The 23,088-nt window shown below is 45.8% G+C and carries 22 protein-coding genes; 11 read left to right on the forward strand and 11 right to left on the reverse strand.

Annotation, left to right across the window (positions count from 1 at the left end; genetic code table 11):
* The first annotated feature begins 48 nt into the window (after positions 1-48).
* The 4 genes from MKX46_RS22510 to MKX46_RS22525 all read left to right on the forward strand — a co-directional run bounded on the left by MKX46_RS22510 (position 49) and on the right by MKX46_RS22525 (position 3,766).
* Positions 49-873, forward strand: a complete 825-nt coding sequence (locus MKX46_RS22510; RefSeq protein ID WP_341071805.1) for a PTS transporter subunit EIIC — start codon at positions 49-51, stop codon at positions 871-873.
* A gap of 82 nt (positions 874-955) precedes the next feature.
* A complete protein-coding gene (locus MKX46_RS22515) occupies positions 956-1,201 on the forward strand; it encodes a hypothetical protein (protein ID WP_341071806.1) in 246 nt (81 codons plus the stop codon).
* Between the two features lie 218 nt (positions 1,202-1,419).
* Positions 1,420-2,817, forward strand: coding sequence for an L-cystine transporter (locus tag MKX46_RS22520; RefSeq protein ID WP_341071807.1), 1,398 nt, complete (start codon positions 1,420-1,422; stop codon positions 2,815-2,817).
* Between the two features lie 250 nt (positions 2,818-3,067).
* Positions 3,068-3,766, forward strand: a complete 699-nt coding sequence (locus tag MKX46_RS22525; RefSeq protein WP_165144939.1) for a queuosine precursor transporter — start codon at positions 3,068-3,070, stop codon at positions 3,764-3,766.
* Between the two features lie 56 nt (positions 3,767-3,822).
* Here the strand turns inward: MKX46_RS22525 and MKX46_RS22530 are convergent, their stop codons facing one another.
* Both MKX46_RS22530 and MKX46_RS22535 read right to left on the reverse strand, forming a co-directional pair.
* On the reverse strand, positions 3,823-4,911 hold the full coding sequence (locus MKX46_RS22530; protein ID WP_069012552.1) for a M24 family metallopeptidase: 1,089 nt from the start codon (positions 4,909-4,911) through the stop codon (positions 3,823-3,825).
* A gap of 72 nt (positions 4,912-4,983) precedes the next feature.
* Positions 4,984-5,712 carry an MBL fold metallo-hydrolase gene (locus MKX46_RS22535; RefSeq protein ID WP_069012553.1) on the reverse strand — a complete coding sequence of 243 codons (729 nt, stop codon included), beginning with the start codon at positions 5,710-5,712 and terminating at the stop codon, positions 4,984-4,986.
* Positions 5,713-5,909: 197 nt separating this feature from the next.
* Here MKX46_RS22535 and MKX46_RS22540 point away from each other — a divergent pair, with 197 nt between their 5' ends.
* Positions 5,910-6,422 carry a GNAT family N-acetyltransferase gene (locus MKX46_RS22540; protein WP_069012554.1) on the forward strand — a complete coding sequence of 171 codons (513 nt, stop codon included), beginning with the start codon at positions 5,910-5,912 and terminating at the stop codon, positions 6,420-6,422.
* A gap of 127 nt (positions 6,423-6,549) precedes the next feature.
* Here the strand turns inward: MKX46_RS22540 and MKX46_RS22545 are convergent, their stop codons facing one another.
* The 3 genes from MKX46_RS22545 to MKX46_RS22555 all read right to left on the reverse strand — a co-directional run bounded on the left by MKX46_RS22545 (position 6,550) and on the right by MKX46_RS22555 (position 8,728).
* Positions 6,550-6,984, reverse strand: coding sequence for a threonine/serine exporter family protein (locus MKX46_RS22545; RefSeq protein WP_104494995.1), 435 nt, complete (start codon positions 6,982-6,984; stop codon positions 6,550-6,552).
* A gap of 20 nt (positions 6,985-7,004) precedes the next feature.
* Positions 7,005-7,760 carry a threonine/serine exporter family protein gene (locus MKX46_RS22550; protein ID WP_029516404.1) on the reverse strand — a complete coding sequence of 252 codons (756 nt, stop codon included), beginning with the start codon at positions 7,758-7,760 and terminating at the stop codon, positions 7,005-7,007.
* A gap of 113 nt (positions 7,761-7,873) precedes the next feature.
* Positions 7,874-8,728, reverse strand: coding sequence for a hypothetical protein (locus MKX46_RS22555; RefSeq protein WP_029516405.1), 855 nt, complete (start codon positions 8,726-8,728; stop codon positions 7,874-7,876).
* A gap of 358 nt (positions 8,729-9,086) precedes the next feature.
* Between MKX46_RS22555 and MKX46_RS22560 the strand changes: the two genes are divergently transcribed.
* A complete protein-coding gene (locus tag MKX46_RS22560; RefSeq protein ID WP_341071808.1) occupies positions 9,087-9,818 on the forward strand; it encodes an HAD family hydrolase in 732 nt (243 codons plus the stop codon).
* Positions 9,819-9,955: 137 nt separating this feature from the next.
* Positions 9,956-10,636 carry a serine/threonine protein kinase gene (locus tag MKX46_RS22565; RefSeq protein ID WP_029516407.1) on the forward strand — a complete coding sequence of 227 codons (681 nt, stop codon included), beginning with the start codon at positions 9,956-9,958 and terminating at the stop codon, positions 10,634-10,636.
* 85 nt (positions 10,637-10,721) lie between these two features.
* On the opposite strand, the gene MKX46_RS22570 is transcribed toward MKX46_RS22565, so the two are convergent.
* Complete coding sequence (locus MKX46_RS22570; protein WP_029516408.1) at positions 10,722-12,140, reverse strand: NAD-dependent malic enzyme; 1,419 nt, start codon at positions 12,138-12,140, stop codon at positions 10,722-10,724.
* Between the two features lie 273 nt (positions 12,141-12,413).
* The gene (gene speD, locus MKX46_RS22575; RefSeq protein ID WP_029516409.1) at positions 12,414-13,220 is read right to left on the reverse strand and encodes an adenosylmethionine decarboxylase; all 807 of its coding nucleotides are present in this window, start codon (positions 13,218-13,220) and stop codon (positions 12,414-12,416) included.
* 684 nt (positions 13,221-13,904) lie between these two features.
* On the opposite strand from speD, the gene MKX46_RS22580 reads away from it, so the two are divergent.
* Positions 13,905-14,753, forward strand: a complete 849-nt coding sequence (locus MKX46_RS22580; RefSeq protein WP_029516410.1) for a hypothetical protein — start codon at positions 13,905-13,907, stop codon at positions 14,751-14,753.
* A gap of 86 nt (positions 14,754-14,839) precedes the next feature.
* Here the strand turns inward: MKX46_RS22580 and MKX46_RS22585 are convergent, their stop codons facing one another.
* On the reverse strand, positions 14,840-15,853 hold the full coding sequence (locus tag MKX46_RS22585) for an RluA family pseudouridine synthase (RefSeq protein ID WP_069012016.1): 1,014 nt from the start codon (positions 15,851-15,853) through the stop codon (positions 14,840-14,842).
* A 223-nt stretch (positions 15,854-16,076) separates the two neighbouring features.
* Between MKX46_RS22585 and recQ the strand changes: the two genes are divergently transcribed.
* From recQ to MKX46_RS22600, 3 genes are all read left to right on the forward strand, one after another.
* Positions 16,077-17,975 (forward strand): DNA helicase RecQ, encoded by a 1,899-nt coding sequence (gene recQ / locus MKX46_RS22590; RefSeq protein ID WP_341071809.1) that lies wholly within the window; start codon positions 16,077-16,079, stop codon positions 17,973-17,975.
* A 54-nt stretch (positions 17,976-18,029) separates the two neighbouring features.
* The gene (locus tag MKX46_RS22595) at positions 18,030-19,898 is read left to right on the forward strand and encodes a B12-binding domain-containing radical SAM protein (RefSeq protein WP_165144953.1); all 1,869 of its coding nucleotides are present in this window, start codon (positions 18,030-18,032) and stop codon (positions 19,896-19,898) included.
* A 176-nt stretch (positions 19,899-20,074) separates the two neighbouring features.
* On the forward strand, positions 20,075-21,388 hold the full coding sequence (locus MKX46_RS22600; protein WP_185156331.1) for an alkaline phosphatase: 1,314 nt from the start codon (positions 20,075-20,077) through the stop codon (positions 21,386-21,388).
* Positions 21,389-21,591: 203 nt separating this feature from the next.
* On the opposite strand, the gene MKX46_RS25650 is transcribed toward MKX46_RS22600, so the two are convergent.
* From MKX46_RS25650 to MKX46_RS22610, 3 genes are read right to left on the reverse strand one after another with little or no spacing between them, the layout of a single operon-like run.
* The gene (locus MKX46_RS25650; RefSeq protein ID WP_367988533.1) at positions 21,592-21,681 is read right to left on the reverse strand and encodes a putative holin-like toxin; all 90 of its coding nucleotides are present in this window, start codon (positions 21,679-21,681) and stop codon (positions 21,592-21,594) included.
* A gap of 39 nt (positions 21,682-21,720) precedes the next feature.
* Positions 21,721-22,326, reverse strand: a complete 606-nt coding sequence (locus MKX46_RS22605; RefSeq protein WP_165144956.1) for a DedA family protein — start codon at positions 22,324-22,326, stop codon at positions 21,721-21,723.
* A gap of 15 nt (positions 22,327-22,341) precedes the next feature.
* Positions 22,342-22,917 carry a class I SAM-dependent methyltransferase gene (locus MKX46_RS22610; RefSeq protein ID WP_322251346.1) on the reverse strand — a complete coding sequence of 192 codons (576 nt, stop codon included), beginning with the start codon at positions 22,915-22,917 and terminating at the stop codon, positions 22,342-22,344.
* Positions 22,918-23,088 lie beyond the last annotated feature (171 nt).

Genomic DNA, 23,088 nt, shown 5'->3' on the forward strand with positions numbered 1-23,088 from the left:
AGTTCGAAAGTGTTCTTCAATATACATATAAAAGGGGAAAAGGTAGTTATGAATGGGGATTTACTTTCCAAAGAAATGATTTCGCAGGTCAGAGGAGAAGATGAACTAGAGCCGACTTCCGGCAGTAACAGAGCTGCTACAGGGGGAAATCCGATAAGTCGTCTATTAGATTATGTATCAGGCGTATTCACTCCGATCTTGCCGGCAATGATTGGGGCAGGAATCATCAAGGTAATTATATTAGTTTTAATGTCCTTCGGTTTATTGTTGTCTGATCCGCAGGTATATACTATTTTAATGGCTATCAGCGATGGGGTATATTACTTTCTACCTATTTTTGTTGCGGCAAGTGCGGCAAGAAGGCTGCGCAGCAATGTATTTGTTGCGGCAGCCATCGCAGTATCCGTATTCCATCCCCAACTAACAAGTTTATTCCAGTCAAGTGAGGAGGTACGTTTTGCCGGTCTGTCAGTTATAGACCCACAAGCTGTTTCATCTATAGTACTCATACTTGTTGTCGTTTGGATAGCATCGTGTGTCGAAAGATGGTTAGACAGGTATACCCCTTATTCACTTAAATTATTGGTTGTCCCGACTTTGACACTGATGATCACTATACCTTTGATGGTGTTCGCTTTCGGACTACTGTGGAGTTATCTCGGCCAACATGTATCGGATGGACTAGGCTGGTTGTTTGACAATGCAGGAATATTTACAGGGCTGTTGCTCGGAGGTGCGATGTCTTGGCTTATTATTGCAGGCATGCAATATATAATGCTACCGATTATGATCAGCTCGCTTACAACATTGGGTTACGACCATATTTTTCCCGTGGTCATTGCAGCGGCTTTCGCTCAGGCTGGGAATCATTGAACCGGCCATGTATGGTGTCAATATCCGTTTCAAAAAACCGTTAATAGCAGTTATGATTGGTGGAGCCGTTGGTGGGGCTTGTATGTGTTTGTTTGAAACAGAGCTTACTGCTATTGGTACGTCTGCTGGGCTGCTCAGCTTACCTTTATTTTCTGAACCCACGCTTGTGTACGGTATTGTGGGTATACTGATTTCGTTTGTTACGGCTGGCGTAATTACGTATTTTATGGGCTTTGTGGATGAGAAAGATGAACATTCGCAAGTAGCATCTACATCTGGCATGAATGCTTCTCCGAACTCGGTTATGGAAAAGAGCCCCGGCAGCTAAGTTGAATACATGTCGTTCTGTTCAGGACAAAAAAACAGCAAGCCTTCATCTTACGAAGGCTTGCTGTTTGTCATTTTGATAAATCTAAGGCAGAAGCAGATTTATTATTTTTATTTCAATAAAACCTACAAAAATAGTTGGCTTTGTGATATAGTAATCTTCGGATTGAAGGGTCACTTTAGAAAACATCTTACGTTTAAGTTTGGAGGAAATGATATATGGATACCTTCTTTATTATTTTGAATGTCATCGTGCTGCTTGCACTGCTCGGCGTGTTGGTCTGGATGCAGAAAAAGCACATCTCCTTTACAAAAAGGGTATTTGCCGCACTTGGCTTCGGACTGATCTACGGGGCTATTCTACAATATGCCTATGGGGCAGGCTCAGAGGTCATTACAAAATCAGTTGATTGGTTCAACCTCGCAGGTAATGGTTATGTCCGTTTGCTGCAAATGGTCGTTATTCCGCTTATCATGGTGTCGATTATTTCGGCTATTATGAATTTGAAAGGAAGACAGAACCTTGGCAAAATCAGCGTGTCCATTATTGCAGTACTACTGATTACAACGGCAATTGCTGCTTCAGTGAGTATTGTAACCAGTCTGTCATTTGATTTAAAGGCCATTGAGATTCAAGGTGGAGAAAAGGAACAAGCACAGGGCTTGAAGATGGAAGAGCGCCTTGGAACAGTTCAGGACATGACCATTCCACAGCAGGTGCTGGAATTTATTCCTTCAAATCCTTTTGAGGATATGACGGGAGCACGTCGTACGTCGACGCTGGCGGTGGTTATTTTCTCGGCCTTTATCGGGGTGGCTGTGCTCGGATTGGATCGTAAAAAACCGGAACAGGCGCAAACCTTCCGTAAAGTGATTGATGCAGTGTACGCTGTAGTGATGCGGATTGTAACGCTGGTGCTGAGATTGACACCTTACGGTATTTTAGCACTGATCACTAAAGTAGTAGCTACGACCAATCCAGATGAAATTTTGAAGCTAATCAAGTTTGTGCTCGCTTCTTATGTGGCTTTGTTGGTCATGTTTATCATTCATCTTATTTTGCTGGCCTTGTTCGGCTATAATCCGGTGACGTATGTGAAAAAGGTATTGCCTACACTGGTTTTTGCTTTTACTTCTCGTTCCAGTGCGGCGACCATTCCGTTAAATGTTGAAACGCAAACGAAAAAGCTGGGTGTGTCCGACGGCATCGCGAATCTGTCTGCGACCTTGGGAGCGACTATTGGGCAAAACGGCTGTGCTGGTATTTATCCGGCGATGCTGGCGGTTATGATTGCTCCAACCGTGGGTATTGATCCAACGAGCTGGGATTTTATCCTCACGCTTATTCTAGTCGTTACGGTCAGCTCGTTCGGCGTGGCGGGTGTAGGCGGTGGTGCCACTTTCGCTTCCCTGATCGTGCTTTCCACCATGAATCTTCCAGTGGCATTGGCAGGATTGCTCATCTCAGTCGAACCGTTGATTGATATGGGTCGCACAGCGTTAAATGTCAATGATTCTATTACCGCAGGTCTCATTTCAGGCAAGGTGCTCAAAGAGAACGATCAAGACGTGTTCAACAATCAAGGTATGGATTTGGATGCAACGTCGCACTCTTAAGTAAAAGATAGACAAGATGGTGTAAACTACAGTCTCATATCGCATCTATCGCATATGTAACACATGCACTGTGCACCTCAATACTCAGAGTCGACCTTAAGGTCGGCTCTTTATATTAGGCTTAGGACAGTGTGAATTATAGCTGTTCACGAATCCTAATCTATGATACATTAAAATAATGTTTTTCCGGCTTGCTTCGGATGAACCGCGGTTCGCAACCATCCCGCGCTATCAAAACTAGGAGGATTTTATGTTTAATCTTTTATGGGGGGCAGCTTTTGTCCTCGTCAATTTTATGTTCTTTTTGTTATGTTTTCGGTTGTTCGGTAAAAAAGGGCTGTACGCCTGGATTGGTGTTGCTACTGTACTAGCTAACATTCAGGTAACCAAAACGATTGATCTGGTCGGCATTACCACGACATTGGGAAATACGATGTATGTTTCTATGTATATGGCCAGCGACTTGCTGAATGAAAAATATGGGCCTAAAGAGGCGCGTAAAGCTGTGTGGTTCGGCTTTTTCACTCTGATTATGACGACGGTCACGATGCAAATGGTGCTGCAATTCGAGCCAACTGCAACGGATTTTGCCCAGACCCCGATGCAACAGCTGTTTGGATTGTTGCCAAGGCTTGCGCTGGCCAGCTTGACAGCCTATGCAGTCAGTCAATTGCTGGACGTGCGTCTGTACGCCTGGATTCGCAAGTTTTTCCCGGAACGTCATCAGCTCTGGATTCGCGGCAACGGCAGCACGATGATCAGCTCGTTTATAGATACGCTCATTTTCTGTACTATTGCCTTTTACGGTTATGCGTGGGGGATATGGATCGAGATATTATTCACCACCTACATCTTAAAATTTGTACTGACTGCGGCGGGTACACCCATTTTGTACATTGCACGCAATTTCAGCTTTATAGAAGAGGAGGGGCAAACCCTAAAGCCATGATGGCTTGGGGTTACCCCTCCTTTTTTCTGCTTTTTATATAATGAATAGCGATGGGTTTATCCGAGTACTGTCAGTTCTTTTGGAAAAGAGGTAAGCACTTCAACACCATCAGAGGTGACCAGAACGTCATCTTCAATCCGCACACCGCCGAGGCCTGGCACATAGATGCCGGGTTCGATTGTGAACACGAAGCCTTCATGAAGCAGATCGCTATTGCCTCCGTGTACAGATGGATATTCGTGAACACTCATGCCAAGGCCGTGTCCAACTCGATGGTTAAAGGCAGGGCCATATCCAGCGGATTCAACAACAGCCCGTGCTGCCTGATCTACGGATGCGCAGGAAACTCCCGGGCGAATGGCGGCAATTCCCGCTTCGTTCGAGCGAAGAACCGTATTATAAATTGTTTCGAGCTCAGTCGATAGCTTTCCAAAAGCAAAAGTACGCGTAATATCCGAAGCATAGCCATCGGAGTATACGCCCATATCAAACATGAGCAGATCGCCGTGTTGCAGCTTGCGGGTACCCGGAACACCATGAGGCAAGGCTGTTTTGGGTCCAGACAGCACTGTTGTGTCAAAAGACGGGCCATCTGCACCGATTTTTTTCATCTGGTATTCGATTTCGGCCACCAGCTCGACTTCCGTCACCCCTTCACGCACATGGGTGAGACCGTGACGAAGGGCATCTTCCACCAAACGAGCTGCATGTTTCAGACGTTGTACTTCCTCAGGAGTTTTTCTCACACGCATTTCTTGAAGCACTGGACCCAGGTCCACATATTGAGCCGCGCCAATGGCAGTATGTAGCTGTTCGTAACGGAGGACGGAGACGTGCTCCTTTTCCAGTGCGAATGCTTTCACACCGGTGCCTGTGCGTTGACGAAGCAGATCATATGGATTGTCCGTATCGGTGTGGGTGGATATACGAGTCACAGAAGAAGCAGCTTGGGCGGCTTCTGCATCCAGGGCGGGTACGATCAGTTCTGGTTCTTGGTCCCGAAGCAACACCAGACCAAGAAAACGCTCATGCGGATCACTGGCAAAGCCCGTCAGGTAGTAAATATGTTTAGGATCGGTCACAAGCAGGCCGTCCCAAGACTGTGACTTCAGTTCATCATACAGTCGGGTTATTTTCTCATTCATAAAGTCTCATTCCTTTCTGCCTATTTATTCATTATAGCTCTTCATACATCATTATTTATAGCATGGAATGACTTATTCTCTTTCCTGACTTAATGTTTGCAGACGTGCCTGTACATTCTGATCATAGTAACCACCATGGTAGCAGAGTACCTTATCAACATCCAATACAGTCAGTTTATCGAGGCTCTTTAGGGCCAGTGGCATATCCGGCGTAGCCGACTCAGCGGGACCGACCAGTTCACCTTCGACTACAAGCAACTCATCTGCTGCCAACAGCAGCTTTTGTGCGGGCACATACAAGCTGATATGCCCGGGCGTGTGGCCGGGTGTATGTATAATCTGTATTCCTCCACCATAGGGTAGATGCTCACCATCCTCAAGAATATGAGCAAAGCGCAAATCTGGCAGGCGGCGAATCAGATCCTCTGCTTGTTGCTTGAGCGTAGTATCCAACTGATTAATCCGTTCCGGCGTTAGCTTCACAAATGGTCGCTCTCCTGTCATATAAGGGACGTCATCCTTATGGGCTAACAGGGCAGTATTCGGCAGCAAGTCCAGCAGTGCATGAACATTTCCGATATGGTCAATATCTTGATGTGTTAAAATAATTCTTTTCAGGCGGCTGATATCCTCACCCACATCTGAAATAGCCTTGCGTAATGGCTCCAATTGGCCGAGCATTCCCGTGTCAATCAGTGTAAGTCCATCCTCGTCCTTGAGCAGTACAGGATAAATGGTTGTTTTTCCAAAAAAAGATTCCATAGGTATTTCCAAAATCAAGAGTTGAGTTCCAATATTCATATTAAGCTGCTTCAGAATCCTTGACTCCGAAACATACCTCCCGTCTCGTCATGTTAAATCGCTTACTCCGTTTTTGTTTTTCTTCAAGCTCTATTATAAAACCCTTTGGGACTAATCCGCAAAACAACTCGATATGGCTGATCGGGCGCTTGTCTTGTACAATAAATAAATCACACAATAGGAGGCGGATACGAATAATGAATAACGACCAATCTTTTTCCATTGAATTTGCATGCAAAGAGGATCTTCCCGATATTGTGGACATTTATAATTCTACGATCGCAGGACGAATGGTCACGGCAGATCTGGAACCGGTGACAGTGGAAAGTCGAATTCCATGGTTTGAGGCTCATCAGGAAAACCACCGGCCTTTGTGGGTTTTAAAACAAAAGGGTACAATTGCCGGATGGGCCAGCCTTCAGTCCTTTTATGGGCGTCCAGCTTATAACGGTACAGCAGAAATTAGCATATACGTCCATGAGGATTCTCGTGGAACCGGAACAGGAAGTCGACTGGTACAGCACTTGCTAAATGAATGTCCGAGACTGGGGATTACCACGTTGTTGGGATTTGTTTTTGGTCATAACGAGCCAAGTATTGGGCTGCTACGGAAGTTTGGTTTTGAGCAATGGGGGTACTATCCGCGTGTAGCTGTGCTGGATAGCATAGAGCGAGATTTGGCGATATTGGGTAAGCGAGTGGATGAATAATAGCTTATGACATATAAATATTCTTTGTAACGTGTACAGAAAAAGGCTGTTTCCAAAATCGTCTCATACACTGCAGATGTACGTGATTGTGGGAGCAGCCTCTTTAACTTTTCTATTTTCATCGCTTTTAGCGCTGTGGTTTAAAACGTATACTGTGAAAAATCTGATTAAGTACCTCTGACAGCACCAAACCAACAGCAATCGCTCCTGCGATCATCAGCGTGCTCATGGCCAGCTCCAGTGCCTGAGGATAATTATGTTGTACGAACTGGCGCATGGCATTATAGGCCATTCCCCCTGGAACGAGCGGAATCATACCTGCGACACTGAAAATAATTACAGGCATTTTATACAGCCGCGCAAAACCTTGACTGACGATGCCGATGAGGATCGTTGCCAAAAGGCTGGCGCTCACAGGTCCCATGCTGTCCGTAGTTGAATAATAGACCAGCCAGCCTAGCATACCGACGAAACCGCATTGCAGCAGCGAGCGCCGGGGGGCATGGAAAAGTATGCCGAATGCAGCGGTGGCAATAAAGCTTGTGAATAATTGTGCAAGCATAGACTTGAATCTCCTCCGAATCACATATAAGAAATGATCACCGCAACGCCAGCTCCAATGCCGAAAGACGTCAGGCAAGCATCGGCTCCCTTGGAAAGACCCGAAACAAGGTGCCCGGACATTAAATCACGGATGGCATTTGTAATTAACAAGCCTGGAACCAGTGGCATGACAGAGCCAATAATAATTTTATCCATCATCTGTCCCCAGCCTACTATCGTTAATAGAGCCGCCAGCAAACCGATTAGAAAAGATGCAGAAAACTCTGAGAAAAACTTAACCTTAACGAGCCTGTGAAAATACTGTACGGCTGCAAATCCGATACCTCCGCATAACACAGCTGCGGGGAAATCTCGCCAAACTCCACCAAACATGATCATAAAGCAACCGCTGGCCAACGCAGCAGCCATCAGCTGTATACGGTTAGAATAACGGAGGGGACCACATTCAATCTCCGAAAGCTCCTTGACGGCAGCGCGGGGAGACAAATCACCTGTGCTGATTTTACGTGAAATGGAATTGACCTCTGTCACCTTGTGCAAATCGGTGGTCCGCTCTACGATGCGAATGAGCGTGGCAGGCTCCGAGTCATTAATGGCAAAAAAAATCCCAGTTGGTGTGACATAGCTATGGGACTGGGATATGCCATAGGCCGAAGCAATGCGGGACATCGTGTCTTCAACACGATAGGTTTCGGCTCCATTTTGCATCATCAGTTTGCCCGCCAACAGACAAACCTCAATGATTTCAGGAGTAGGATAGGAATGATTATTCATGCTCGCTCTCTTTCATTCGTACCGGGCCGTTCGACCCTATTATTTTCATTTATTGTAGCACAAAAAGCCGCCTTTTCGGAGGCGGTTAGGTTAGGGGAAATCCAAGGAATTCGTCATGATTCTATCATATCAGGAATAACGGTATAGTAGGACTCTTCCAGATATGTTGCGGCCTCAGATAGGCCCATCAACTTAAGCTGTCCAGCTACAAAAGCACGAAGGGCAGAATGGGTGAACAGATGCCGTGTCTGGGCATCTCGAATAAAGGCCAGTCTGGCTTCACGCGAACCGTTGTGGAATAACTCACGCACAGCTTCGCCTTGTTGTTCCCAAAGGAAAGGCTCCGTTACGGTCAAGAGTGCACTCTCCTTAGAAGAGCTATGCTTCGCAGAAGAAGATACCTGAATGCCCAAGCCGTTCAGCGTAGGAGCTGCTTCATTGTGCTTCCGTTCTGTACGCAAACTATCGATATAGGCAGCCATATCCTGAATCGGTTCGATACCAAAGCGTTCCCGGAAGCATTCGCGTACAAACGCGGTACGTTCATCTACAACCTGAGGCAGTCGCTGACCTGCATGTCCAGAATAGTCATCTCCACTGGCGTAGTATCGTTGTAATGAACTGTTCTCTGTATAAACAACACTTAAAAAATCCTGCAAATGACGGGCAACCACCCATACACCCGTCCAATCGACGGGAGATACGCATACGATAGGGGCCTGTGAAAGGTCCTTTTCAAGACCAAAATCCGTTAAAAAGCCATAATGTATTCCGTCCACCCCTGCATGGGCAAAAGGAATAACATCTGGTGGTGTAGCCATATATCGTGGCGCGCGGCCCTGCTCCATAATCAATCCCAAATCAAAACTCAAAGAATGCCGGTTCGCTTCGAGCTCCTTTTCAAATTCTATAAGTGCCTCAATCAAAGGTGTAGCTGATCCATAGGCTAGGTTAGAACCGGAATCCATCGTGTCTGCCTCCCTTATCCAATACATCCATAAAGCGTCCATCCCTAAAAGGTACGTGATTTTACACGAAATGTAAACCTGTATGACGAATCTTTTCAAAAATGTGACCTTTTACCCGCGTGTTGTCAAATAAAACGCTTTCGGGCAAAGCAGGACAAGATACCTATATTAGCTCGGTAGAGAAGTAAAGTGAGTTTGCGAAAATGCGGTCTTTTCAGTGTATGTTAGCAACCGTGAAGTGTGATTGCAGGATGCGTAATGTGAAGGGCAGGGTGCAACGTAACAGGCCAACGGGTATAATATCAGGACAAGGTGAAAAGGAGCGACATCCGAAGATTTAACAGAAAGAAGTGGGCATATGAACTTGCAAAAGAAGGCTGTTTTTTTTGATGTAGATGATACGATGTACGATCATTTGCACCCTACACGCGATGCATTGCGAACAGTATTAGGATTGAGTGAGCGTTTTCCTTTTGAGAAAGCCTACCATCGTATTCGCTATTATAGCGATGTACTATCGGCTAAAGGAGGACTACTGGAGGGGAAGGCAGGGACGCATGAACTGGATGAGATGAGAGAAGGCCGTTTCATTCTGGCTTTACAAGAATTCGGGATAGAAATTACCCGTGAGCAGGCAGAACATGTTCAAGAAGAATATTTGGATCGTCAGTACCGAATTGAGCCTTTTGAGGGGGCTACCTCGTTAATAAATGATTTGAGCTCGGCTGGCTTTTTAGTTGGATTAATTACCAACGGTCTTGAAGAACACCAGATGAGCAAGATCAAGGCTATGGCGTTGGAAAATCATGTTGCAGCAGAGCATATCTTTGTATCTGGAACCGTTGGCTATGCCAAGCCTGATCCGCGCATTTTTGAAGTAGTGAACGAACGGACAGGAACGTTAGCAGAGCACTGCTGTTACATTGGGGATTCCTGGCGCAATGACGTGGCGGGAGCTATAGCTGCGAATTGGCAGGTGATCTGGTTCAATCACAGGAACGCTCCCCCGGAAACTGACGTGCTAGGGATCTATAAAACAGCAGCAAGCTATGCAGAGTTAAGAAGGTTGCTTTTGCCGGACGCTCGTTAGACACGGCACATACCGTTTTTTCTAAAAGAATCAACCTATTTTGAAGCCATTCCCAAAGCTAACCCGTAATACTATTTATCTGTTATAGATCTAATTTCATTGGTAATGGTTTAGAACAGAAAAGGAGGGGATCGCGCATGGTAGAACAATGGAGGCAGGCAGAAGACATCATAAGTCAAGTGACCGTATACAGTACAGAGGATAATGATCCGGTTACCATTAAAACAGCCACTCAAGACGTCCGCTGTATTGGCATCGGGACAGATGCGGCCGTATTTACGCTGGATACGTTGCCAGGCTACGCATTCAAGGTGTACTCAGACATGGCGATCGACAAGAAAGATGCGGAGGCCGACGTATATGAGCGTTTGCGAGGGTCTGACTTTTTTCCTCATTATTACGGAAAAGGCGACAAGTATATTGTCATAAGTTATGAATCCGGTATTACGCTGCTGGATTGTTTGCTGCAAGGAATTCCTGTGCCAGAGCAGGTCATTCTGGATGTGGAAAAGGCGAGAGAATTTGTCCGATCCAAGGGGCTGAACCCCCGTGACATCCACCTCAAGAATGTACTCATGCAAGACGGGCGTGCCAAGGTATTGGACGTATCTGAATACGTGAAGGAAGGCGATGACAAGCGCTGGGAGCATTTGGTGTGGGCGTATCATACGTTTTATTCCGGTATCTCGGAGGTTAAAGTTCCCTCATGGATTTTGGATACGATTAAAAAATGGTACTACAAGCTGGACAACTCCAACTTTAATCTGGAGGAATTTGCCCAGCGTGCCAGTCAATTGTTCTCTAAATGGAGGTCATAACCGCTGTGAAGATAACGGATATGCAGCCTGATCTTTCCATAGCAAAAAGGATTGCACCCGCATTTAGGGGAGCAATCCTTTTCTTTTATCTGAAATCCCGAGGCACTCTTCTCGCTGTACCACTCGCAATCGCGGCTTGAATTACCTTTTCACGCACCCGTTGAACCGCACTCTCGTTAAATACACCAGGGATTATATACAGCTTGTTTAGTTCTTCAGGACGGATCGTGCCTGCGATGGCCTCGGCGGCCGCCAGCTTCATCTCTTCGTTGATTTCACGGGCACGGCAGTCGAGCGCTGCTCGAAAGATGCCTGGGAAACAAAGCACATTGTTAATTTGGTTAGGATAGTCCGAACGTCCGGTGGCGATGACACCCGCAATGTCCTCGACGTCCTCTGGCGCAATTTCGGGAACCGGGTTAGCCATAGTGAACAGTACCGGGGCTTCTTTCATACGTTTCACGTCTTCTCGTTGCAGTAGTCCGCCTGCCGAGAGTCCGATAAACACGTCAGCGTCCTTCAGAACCTCGGACAGCGTGCCAGACAGCCGTTCGGGGTTGGTATGCTGCGCATACCAATTCCACATTTGATGCTCGTATGTTTCATCCGCTGTAAGCGCTCCGTGACGATCTACGCCAATGATATTGACTGCTCCTGCAGATAGCAAAATTTTCGTACAGGCCACACCCGCAGCCCCGATACCACAGACGACAATTTTGACGTCAGACAGGGCCTTGCCGACAACCTTGAGCGCATTGATCAGCCCTGCGTACAAAACGACAGCTGTACCGTGCTGATCGTCATGAAAAACAGGTATGTCCAGCTCGTTACGTAACCGCTGTTCAATCTCAAAGCATCGTGGCGATGAAATATCTTCCAGATTAATACCGCCAAAGGCTGGGGCCAATTGCTTAATGGCCTTAATGATTTCTTCGGTGTCCTGCGTATCCAGACAGATGGGAAAGGCATCGACGGACCCGAGCTGCTTGAACAGCATAGCTTTGCCTTCCATAACTGGCATGGCTGCATAGGGACCGATGTTGCCTAGCCCGAGGACAGCGCTTCCGTCAGAGACGACGGCGACCGTATTGCGCTTGATCGTCAAACGGAAAGCTTTGTCCGGTTCCTCGTGAATCGCCATGCATACGCGTGCCACATCGGGGGTATATACCCGGGATAAGTCATCGCGGTTTTGAATGGGGACCTTGGGCTGCATTTCAATTTTGCCCCCGAGGTGTAATAGGAAGGTACGATCAGAGATGGATAATACCTTAACACCTTGTGCTTTTTTAATCCGGGCAATCATTTGATCGATTTCTGCTGGATCAGCAATGGTGACTGTAATATCTCTCACAGTGACCTTCTCAGAGGTGCGGATGACGTCAATGGCGATTACATCCCCGCCATGTTCGTTTACCAACGTAATCAATTGACCAAATTGGATGTGCTCTGTGGAAATTTCCAGTCGTAAAATGATATTTTTACCGCCAATACCGCCTTGCATGCAAATTCCTCCTTTGTCTTCCATGACAAAATCATACGTAGGATCGATTGATTGCGCTTACAATATGAAGCGGATGTAAAATCTATGCTGATATTTTAAATTAGTGGTTTCTTCCCCTATCATAGTGAACAATCACTCGCTTGTACAGATCAAGTTGAGTAATATCTTTTATTTTGTATCAAAAAAAGGACGAAAGCCTGGCTGTATTTCAGTCCAAGCGATCATCCTTTTTTTCAATGAAATGATTCACTTTATTTTCACGCATTCGATCTGTTACGTCATATTTTTACCGTAGTAAATTTCGTCCATTTCAATTTTGAGACGTGTTGATATATTTTGTTGCTCTTTTTCAGTCAGACTTTCCTTGGTGTAGCCGAACAGATAATTGTCTAAATCGAATTGTTTTAGCTTACATTTGGTATGGAAAATATTTTCCTGATACACATTCACGTCGATCATGTCATACTGACTGCGCACTTCGTCTGGAATATAGTTTTGAATGGAGCCGATATCATGGTCGATGAAAAGCTTATGTCCATTCATATCACGTGTGAAGCCGCGTACCCGGTAATCAATCGTCATAATGTCGGTGTCGAAAGAATGAGTCAAATAGTGGAGTGCCTTGAGCGGGGAGATTTCCCCACAGGTAGAGACATCAATATCTGCTCGAAACGTACTGATCCCCTCGTCTGGATGATATTCCGGGTAGGTGTGAACCGTAATGTGGCTTTTATCCAGCTGTATCACGACAGATTCAGGTAGGGGTCCTGGTGACTCGGCATAAGATTCAGTCGGAACCTCCACAATGGGTCCCTCTGATATAAGTACTGTCACGCTGGCTCCTTGAGGAACATAATCCTGCTGGGCTACGTTGAGCACATGGGCGCCGATAATGTCAGATACATTCTTTAAAATAGCTGTCAGCCGATCTGAGTTATATTGTTCATCAATATATTCAATATACGCCTCGCGTTCTTCTTTGGTTTTGGTGTAACAAATATCGTACATATTGAAGCTCAATGATTTGGTCAGGTTGTTAAATCCGTGCAGGGTAATCCGCTGTTCCGGTGTTATGGTCATAGGCTATTTCCCCTTATAGTCGCAGTATTCATACATAATATTCCCAACACGCCTTTTCATATACCGATTCATAAAATCAGTTCTGTAGCTGTTAGATTAAAGGCTTGAACAAGTATGTCTTACCCGTTTGGCATAATTAAAAACAGGCAGGGGAGTGGCTTTGTTTTTACATGTATGGAAATTTTAATGTATATATACTTTATTTCTTACTCAGCAATTTTTAAGTAACAGGACTTATAATATGAACTATGTATACGAAGAAGGAACTGAACTGACAGAGAACTCGTAGTAGAACTTAAGAACCAGGTTAGTAATTCAGTAATTTAATGTGTATCACCTTCACAATGCCGAAAGCTTAACCGAATATGATTATAGACCCGGAAAAATAGTGATTTTGTATATTGCATAAATCGAGAAAGCAACTTCAGCTAATAATATGCGTATAATAAAATAAACGTAAGAAGCTGAGAATTATGAAGTTAAAATGAATTTGTTAGTGAGTTTAATTTACAAACCGATCCCATGTTACTGTCAGGATTTTGCACAATTCGATTCCAGTCGCTCCGAAGTGCAAGATATAGACGAACTAAACTACTTCGTTCTATACCTTTGTTCATTGGAAGTCGCTTATTGGATTTTTGCAAAATCCTTTACTGTAAGAAAAACGGTGGAAGGAGTATCAAGATGCTGGCTTTGTCCGATCCGGCCTGGACTCTGCTCCAAGGCCCTTATGGTTCTTCTCAATACGTCCCGGAAATGTTGAAGCAGCTCCAAGCCGGATATGATGGCGAAATGGCTGACACCTTGTATTGGGAGGAGCTGTATCACCAAAATACGTTGTATACTTGTACATTTGCGGCTGTACCTTACCTTGTAGACATTGCGTTAAAAAGTTCTGATATAGGGATTCGTGCAGATATATATAACATTTGCGGAATATTCGAAGCGAAGAATAACAATCCCTTACATACCAAAGTTCCTTTGGAATTTACAAGGGATCAGGTGAAAGTGGATTCTAGTCTGGCTGAATATATTTACGCGCAATATCGGTGTGCCATTGTCCGACTTGCAGAATTGACTGAAGAAATGGTGCTGTATGCGAAAGAACACGAAGGAGATGTCGGTAAACGCTATGTTCTGGCTGCGGGTGCCGCTTTTCAGGGTTATCGCTGCGTAGCTTATATGCTACAAAGCTTCGATACTGGTGACGAATATACGCTGGATTGTCCGCATTGCGGTACCCCGCTCTATATTTGGCCTGATGAACAGAATGACACCTTGGTTGTCTATGATAAGGATCCTGTAAATTCAGATAATCTGGTTCCCCAACCGATTCGCCCCCGTTCATTGGACCATAGAGGTGCTAATATGCAGTGGTTGCACGAATATGCCCAAAAAATTGAAGAGAACAAGCTGATTGCCCAATTACCCTATTTAAATGGTTGGGTAGATTGTCCAGTGTGTAATACGCCCATATATATATGGGATGAGTTGATGAAAATGGCTGATGGTGTTCGGAGGTATACCGCTTAATCAATCAAAAAAGGGTGCTGTCCTTCTACAGCCCCCTCATTTCCTCTTCTATTTTTCTATCTAATCTCCGTATGCTTTGCTCAATTCTACTCCCGGAACGGATTCAAAAAGGTTTTAGGGATGTCGGATTCAAAACGCAGCAATACCCCGGTGACGGGATGAATAAAAGACAATACCCTCGCATGTAGGCCAAGGCGCCCAATCGACTTGGATTTGGAACCGTATTTTTTATCTCCAACAATGGGATGACCGATATCCTCCATATGTACGCGGATTTGATTTTTGCGTCCGGTCTCCAAACGTACTTCCAGCAAAGAAAAATGCCGATTGGCTTGAAGTAGCTTGTAATGAGTGACTGCGTGTTGTCCGTCATTCGGATAAGGACTGGAATACATTTTTAGCGTCTTGCTTTCTTTCAGCCATGAGGTGATTGTACCCTCAGCTTTTTTAACCTGTCCTTCTACAAGAGCAATGTATGTTCGTTCATACACAACTTCCTTCCACGCTTTTTGCATTTCCTGCTGTATGGCTTCGCTTTTCGCAAACATCATCACTCCTGATGTATCACGATCCAAACGATGCAGTACAAAAATACGATTGTACGGATGCTCGCGTCTCACATGGGCCGTAAGCTGGCGATAGGCTGTTACTTCCTGCTCCTGCGCTGAAGCCACGGACAGCAACCCGGCATCCTTATGGATAACGATAATGGCTTCATCCTCATGCAAAATACGTAGCCCAGTCAGTGGTACGACAGGAATTACCTTTTCCTTGGAAAGAGCGACAGTCTGACCTTGCTCCAGTGGAAAATTATGCACGGTACGCGGAATGCCGTTGACGGACACCTGCCCACGAGCCAGTGCTGATTTAATGGAGTTGCGACCCATGCCAGTCACATGCTCTACTAAAAAGCTTAACAGCTCGGCAGGCTCCTGGACGATGTATGTTTTGGCAGGGGCTTTATCAAAAGCATTCGTTCTCCGTGGAGCTTCCGGTCTATGGGAGCCAGATCTTCCGGCAGGTTTATGACTGCGTTTGGAATGGCTTGCGTTTGACGTAGATTTTGTATGATTTTTCCGTTGGGGTTTCCGATTGTTCATGGGTTCTTTCTCCTTCTTGGAACCGTGTCTCTTCATAATTATGGACAAATTTTCGGCACCGTGTTCACTATATCATGAGAAAACAGCGAACGCCATAAGGGACTAAACCAGATTGGCAGTCTTCTAGCGGTTGAACATTACCCTGAACCCCGGTAAACTAAAGGTAACGAAAGAAAAGCCGATATGCGTCAAGGACGCTAGAAATATGAGGAGTTTTGAAACTATGAGTGTACAAGCACCAACCTTGGAACGGGCGCAGGACTTGCTGCAAAAATTTTATGGCTATCCCGATTTCCGGGAGGGACAAAAGAAAATTGTGGCCAGTATGCTGGAGGGCAACGATACGTTGGGCATCATGCCGACAGGGGGCGGAAAATCGATATGCTACCAGATCCCCGCGTTGTTGCATGAGGGGCTGACCATTGTCGTGTCACCGCTCATTTCGCTGATGAAGGACCAGGTGGATGCGCTGACCACGATGGGGATTGCTGCTGCCTACATCAATAGTACGTTGAGTGGTCGAGAAGTGAATGATCGCATACGAGCCGCACGGAATGGTGACTTGAAGTTACTGTATGTCGCACCGGAACGACTCGAACTGGACTGGTTTCGCGATGAAATGGCTCAGTTGCCGATTTCCTGCGTAGCGGTAGATGAGGCTCACTGCGTATCCCAGTGGGGCCATGATTTCCGTACCAGCTATCTGGCTGTGGCTCCATTCGTGGACGGGCTGTATGAACGTCCAATCGTGGCTGCGTTTACGGCAACGGCGACACCGCAGGTCATGGATGACATCGTGCGCTTGCTTCGTCTGCGCTCACCGGAGACGTTCGTTACAGGCCTTGGACGGCCCAATTTGGCGTTCAGTGTGCTGCGCGGGGAAGACAAACGCAGCTTTTTACTGAATTACGCCCGTGAGCATGAGGGTGAATCCGGCATTATTTATGCTGCGACACGTAAGGACGTGGACGATTTGTACCAACGGCTGCGTGACGCAGGCATGGCGGCTGGACGCTATCATGCCGGGATGACAGATCAGGAACGTGCAGATAGCCAGGAAGGGTTTCTGTACGACGATATCCGTGTCATTGTAGCAACCAATGCCTTCGGCATGGGGATAGATAAATCGAACGTACGCTATGTCATTCACTACAACATGCCTAAAAATATGGAGGCGTACGTGCAAGAGGCGGGACGCGCAGGACGTGATGGCGACCCGAGTCAATGTATTTTGCTGTTCGGACCGCAAGATATTGTGACGCAGAAGTTCCTGATTGAGCAAAATCCACAGGATGAAGACCGCAAGCGTAATGACTATCGCAAGCTCCAGCAGATGGTTGATTATTGCTACACGACTCGTTGCCTACGTACAGCACAGCTTGAGTATTTCGGAGAAGCGGAGGAGCATAAAGCTTGCGGCATATGCAGTTCATGTACAGATGAACGGGAACTGGTTGATATGACCATAGATGCGCAAAAGATTTTTTCGTGCATTCATCGCATGCGGGAACGTTATGGGGTCTCGATGGTCGCCTCGGTATTGAAAGGCTCGCGTAACAAAAAAGTGCTGCAGTATGGTTTTGACAGCCTACCAACCTATGGCGTGATGGGCAACCGGACGGAAAAAGAGATCGCCGAAATCATCAATGTTCTTGTTTCGGAAGGCTATCTGATGTTGTCCGAGGGACAATATCCAGTCGTACGCTTGCAGCAGCTTGCCGCTGAAGTGCTGAAGGGCCAGCGAGAAGTCATGCAGCGTGTTGTGCGACATGCCACGGCTTTTGCAGGTGGAGCAGGTTCACGCGGACGACAGGGACGCGATGCATACCCGGCTGCAGTCAACGAAACCGTGTTCGAGCAATTGCGCCTGATCCGCCGCGATCTGGCCGCTCAGGAGCATGTACCGTCTTATATCATTTTCAATGATGCGACGCTGCGTGAGATGAGCGTAGCGAGCCCGCAATCCGAGGCAGACATGTTGCGGATCAAGGGTGTCGGAGAAGTGAAGTTCCGCAAGTACGGCAAGCCGTTTCTTGATTTTTTTCAAAATCAAGGGAATATCGGAGGAACGATAAGCGAGGACGAGATTTATACAGACGATGTGTACGAGGATTTTGAATAGCCATACTAAGGTAAGGATATAACAGTCCATGCAAACTATAGAAGGTTGTGACCTATGAAAGTCATTTTATCAACGTTAAATGCAAAATATATTCATACCTCGCTGGCCATCCGATGTCTCAAAGCCTACAGTGAAAAGGACTTTGATATCGAGCTGGCGGAGTACACGATTAAGGACCCGGTGATGAACATCGTATCCGATTTGTTTCAACGGGGGGCAGATGTCATCGGCTTTTCCTGTTATATTTGGAACATTGAAGAGACGATTAAAGTCATCGATGTATTGAAAAAGATTATGCCCGAAGTCAAAATTGTTCTGGGTGGTCCAGAGGTATCCTACGATACGGATCACTGGATGAAGCGTTTGGCGAATGTGGACTTTATCGTGGTTGGTGAAGGAGAGGAAACCTTCCATCAACTGCTGCAGGAGCTGGAAGGGGATCGCAAGTTCCATTTTGTGTATGGACTTGCTTACCGTAAGGGAGAAGAGGTTATTCAGATGCCCGGTCGTCCGAAAGCGGACTTGAACGAGTTGCCGTCGCCCTATCGTTTTGCTGAAGATATACCGGAACTCGGGAAACGGGTTGTTTATTTCGAAACGAGCCGGGGCTGTCCGTTCAGCTGCCAGTTTTGTCTGTCAAGCATCGAAGTTGGGGTGCGCTATTACGATATCGAGCGTACAAAGTCAGATATTCTGTATCTGATCGACAATGGAGCCAACCTAATTAAGTTCGTGGATCGGACGTTTAATATTAAACGCGATTATGCGCTGGAAATGTTCAAATTTTTGATTGAAAATCACCGTGGTTGTGTCTTCCAGTTTGAGATTACGGCAGATATTATGCGTCCCGAGGTATTGGATTATTTGGCGGAAAACGCGCCGCCGGGCGTATTTCGTTTTGAAATCGGCGTCCAATCAACGAATGATCCTACCAATGAGTTGGTTAAGCGTCGCCAGAACTTTACCAAACTTTCCCGTACTGTTACCAAGGTCAAACAAAGCGGTAAAATTGACCAGCATTTGGATTTGATCGCCGGGTTGCCCTTGGAGGACTACAACACATTCCGTAAAACGTTTAATGACGTTTTTGCGCTCGGCCCGGAAGAGCTTCAACTTGGCTTCCTCAAAATGCTGCGTGGCACTGGACTGCGTATCGACGCAGATAAGTACAACTACACGTACATGGACGTGGCGCCTTATGAAATGCTGAGCAATGACGTCCTTTCCTTTGCCGATATCGTCCGACTCAAGCGCTTGGAAGATGTATTGGAAAAATATTGGAACTCTCATCGTATGGATCATACAGTCAACTATCTGATTGAGCGTGAATTCTCGTCCGCCTTTGATTTCTTTCAGGAATTCGGAGACTACTGGGAAGGACAGGGCTGGCAAAAAATCGGACATCAGCTCGAAGACTTGTTCACACGTCTCCAGTCCTTTCTGGAATCGCGTGGAACAAAGCGAATGGATATGGTGCTTGGACTGATGAAGCTTGATTATTTCCTTAACCATAAATATAAGCCGCGTAAAATTTGGTGGGAGCATAGCTTGGAGAAGAATGATTGGTCCAGCTATATGAAAATGGTTCTCCAGCACCCGGATGCGCTGTTGTCACCTGTGGTTGCAGATTTTGTGGCAGATGCGAGCAAGGAGAGTACAGGCGAAACGGATGTAGGCATTCAACAGCCGCAGCCATACCGTGAGATTATCCCAGCCTTTGCTTCCTTGAAGCTGAGTGAAAAAGAACTGCAAAAGCACGCTGTTCTAGATGTACTGCCGTTCAGTCTGGATCATATCCTGAGTGGGGGTAGCCCATTGACTGCCGAAGGCCGCACGCTTCTGCTTGTAGTCTATCAGCAAAATGGACAGCAAAAGCCGCTCTACTACACCATGCCGATCGGCAAAAATATCGCTGCGATTTAATATAAGAGGCATCGACTTTGATATACCAAAAGTCGGTGCCTTCTTTTGTCTTATAAAAAACAGGTGAGCACTCCAAATTTTACATTCGTGTAATCTATTGCTTTACGATACTTTACAAAGCAGATATATGATTACTTTATCATATATGAATATTAAATTTATTGGAGTGTGACCTTGTGAAAAAGCGTTCGATGAAAAAGAGTATCCTTGCTTTAGGTGCCATTACCGTTTTGAGTGCGCCATTGTTATCTGCTAATATCCCTAACGCTTTTGCAGCCTCATCTAATACCAAGTCTACTACGACACAGGTATCCAAAGGACAGAAAACCTCGTCAGCGAAAGTCGATGCCCCTAAGAATGTCATTCTCTTTATCGGCGATGGTATGGGAGAAGCAAGTCGCAACGCGATTCGCTTGGCGACGGTAGGGAAATCGGGATTACTTGAAATGGACAACATGCCTGTAACCGGCCTGGTTAGCACAAGTTCAGGGGATAACCTGGTTACGGATTCTGCCGCCGCTGCGACTGCCATTGCAACAGGTGTGAAAACGTATAACGGCGCGATTGGAATGGATTTGAATAAAAAACCAGTGACAACGATTATGGAGCTGGCTAAAAAAGCAGGCATGTCTACAGGTGTCGTGACGACAAGCCAAGTGACAGACGCAACGGGGGCTGCCTTTGGTGCGCATGTCGAAAAACGCTCCGCTCAAAGCGAGATTGCCAAACAGTATTTGGAGAAAAGCAAGCTGGATGTTATTCTGGGCGGTGGTGAGGATTTCTGGTACCCTGCCGGAACAGTAGGCAAACATCCAGATGCTCCGGCAGAAGATCCTGAGGAAGCGAGTAAGGGAACTCAAGGGAATTTGGTAGAACAAGCGAAGAAGCTGGGTTATAGCTATGTGACGGATCAGACAGGAATGAAAGCAGCCAAAGGTTCTAAGTTGCTGGGGCTGTTCGCCAATGAAGAGATGTTCCAAGCTCACAACAAGCAGGGTAACTCTTACAATCCAACGGTTTCTTTACCGGATATGACGACCAAAGCAATTGATGTTCTTTCCAAAAACCAAAAAGGTTTTTTCCTGATGGTAGAAGAAGAAGGAACGGATGAGATGGCGCATGACAATGAAGGTGAGCTAACGATTAAGGCTGGGCAACAGCTCGATAAGGCCGTTAAAGTAGCTAAAGAGTATGCCAAAGCACATCCAGATACATTAGTGTTGGTGACAGCAGATCATGAAACGGGCGGTTTGGCGATTGAAGGCGAAGATGCGGAGGATGAATCCGGTGAAGGTGTTTCCAAAGAGGATGGTCCTTTTACTGTAAAAGGCTCTAATGAAAAGTTTTATATTGACTGGACCACGGGAGGACATACATCTGTTGATGTGGCGTTAACCGCGATGGGCCCAGGCTCTTCTCAGTTTAGCGGGAATTACCCGAATACTGCCATTCATGATAAGCTGGTTAAGTTGCTTCAATTAAAGAAATAGCTCGGGGTGTAAGCCGCCACTTTAAAGGCTTTCCATATTGGCAATATGGTTTTTCCTGTGATAAATTAAAGCTAATAAGTATATACTGAAAAAGAGCAAGGATGCTGCCAACATCCTCACTCTTTTGCAACAGCCGCTTATAAGGGCGGTAGTTGTAGGGTTGAATTAGTAAAATAGACCGCATTCCTTTTCCAGAGGGCGGTCTATTTCTTTTTGTTGAAGGAAAGAATCAAGATCACCAATGTCGCAAATTGAATCATCAACATCAATGTATCTTTAACCTCCACAGGCATCACCTCCTTTGCAGGAGACTAGCCGACCGTGTTCTACCTTTACTCCTCCGTTGTTTTCTTCCCCCACACCAATTTCATTATAAAAAATATAATGGTCAGCATGATGACAAGCAATGCCATCTGCAAGCCATAACGATGGATTAGTTCTCCTACTGCCTGTACATGATCGCCAAAGATACGTCCGAGTAGAAAGAAGATCAGCGTCCAGATCAAACCCGTTGAATAAGAGAAGAGGGCGTAGCGCTTGAAGCTCATTTTATTGATTCCGACAATATAAGGAATAATGTGACGGACGATCGGCAGCAAATAACTGATGCAAATAGTGAAGTTTCCATACTTATGTATCAATTTTTCCGAAAACGTAATGTACCTGTCCATTTTTTTCTTCCGGCGTAAACGTTCTAGAATCGGTGTGCCCACGGTTCTCCCCAATACATAACCTAAGGACAAGCCTGATATAACCCCAAGATATACAATTAAAAAAGCGGGTAACGGGTGAAGTATGCCCATGCCTGTTACAGCCCCGCCAGTCATTACGATGACTTCATCCGGGATGGGCAGACCCACAATCCCCAGCCATAGAGAAAAGAATAATGCTGCATAGCCGTATTGTTCGATGATGGAAATTAAATATTCCACGTCCATACCCGTACTCCTTTCTTAAGCTTTCTTTCGGCATACATACACGAATGCGGGTGGAACATTCATGGGCACAAACTTGATTTCTTCAATATCAAACCATTCACCTAACTGCTGCTTCATCTGTTTAGAGTATTGAAAGGCCACAAACATTCCTCCATCCCTGAGCGATAGATGAATTTGTTCTACAATTTGATTCCGCATCGCTTGTGGAAAATTGAAAAAAGGCAGCCCACTGATTATGCAGTCAAGCTGTTCTATTTGGGCATTTTTCATAGCAAGCTGAAGCTCACGCGAGTCGGAATAGCACAGATAATTCGGGAATCTTCTTTTTAAACTCTGCTGCATGGTTTGGTCTTTCTCAAAGAGTAAAACCTTGGGTTGAAATTCAGCAGCAGACGGGATGTATTGGGTAATTGCCCCTGTTCCAGCACCAAGCTCGGCAACAGCATGAACTTCACTCCATGGAATGGATTCTATCATATTTTTAGCTAAAAATCTGGAACTTGGTGTTACACTACCCACATATGCAGGCGAGTACAAAAATTTGAATAGAAACATAAGTCTCTCGTGAACCAAATGGCTAATACGGATCATACATCATTTCCCTACTTTCAATTTTTAAAATACGTTCATTTATTCTTTGCTAAGAGTAACAAATTATCCCTTTACTTACTCCTGTCTCAAGTAGGGTTGATCCCCCCGTCTTGCGGAGGGGATTTTCCTTGACTATGGTCTAGGAAATAATAAAAGGGTTACGGTATTAAT

The organism is Paenibacillus sp. FSL P4-0113 (genome assembly GCF_038009305.1).
In the GTDB taxonomy this organism is placed as follows: Bacteria; Bacillota; Bacilli; order Paenibacillales; family Paenibacillaceae; genus Paenibacillus; species Paenibacillus polymyxa_D.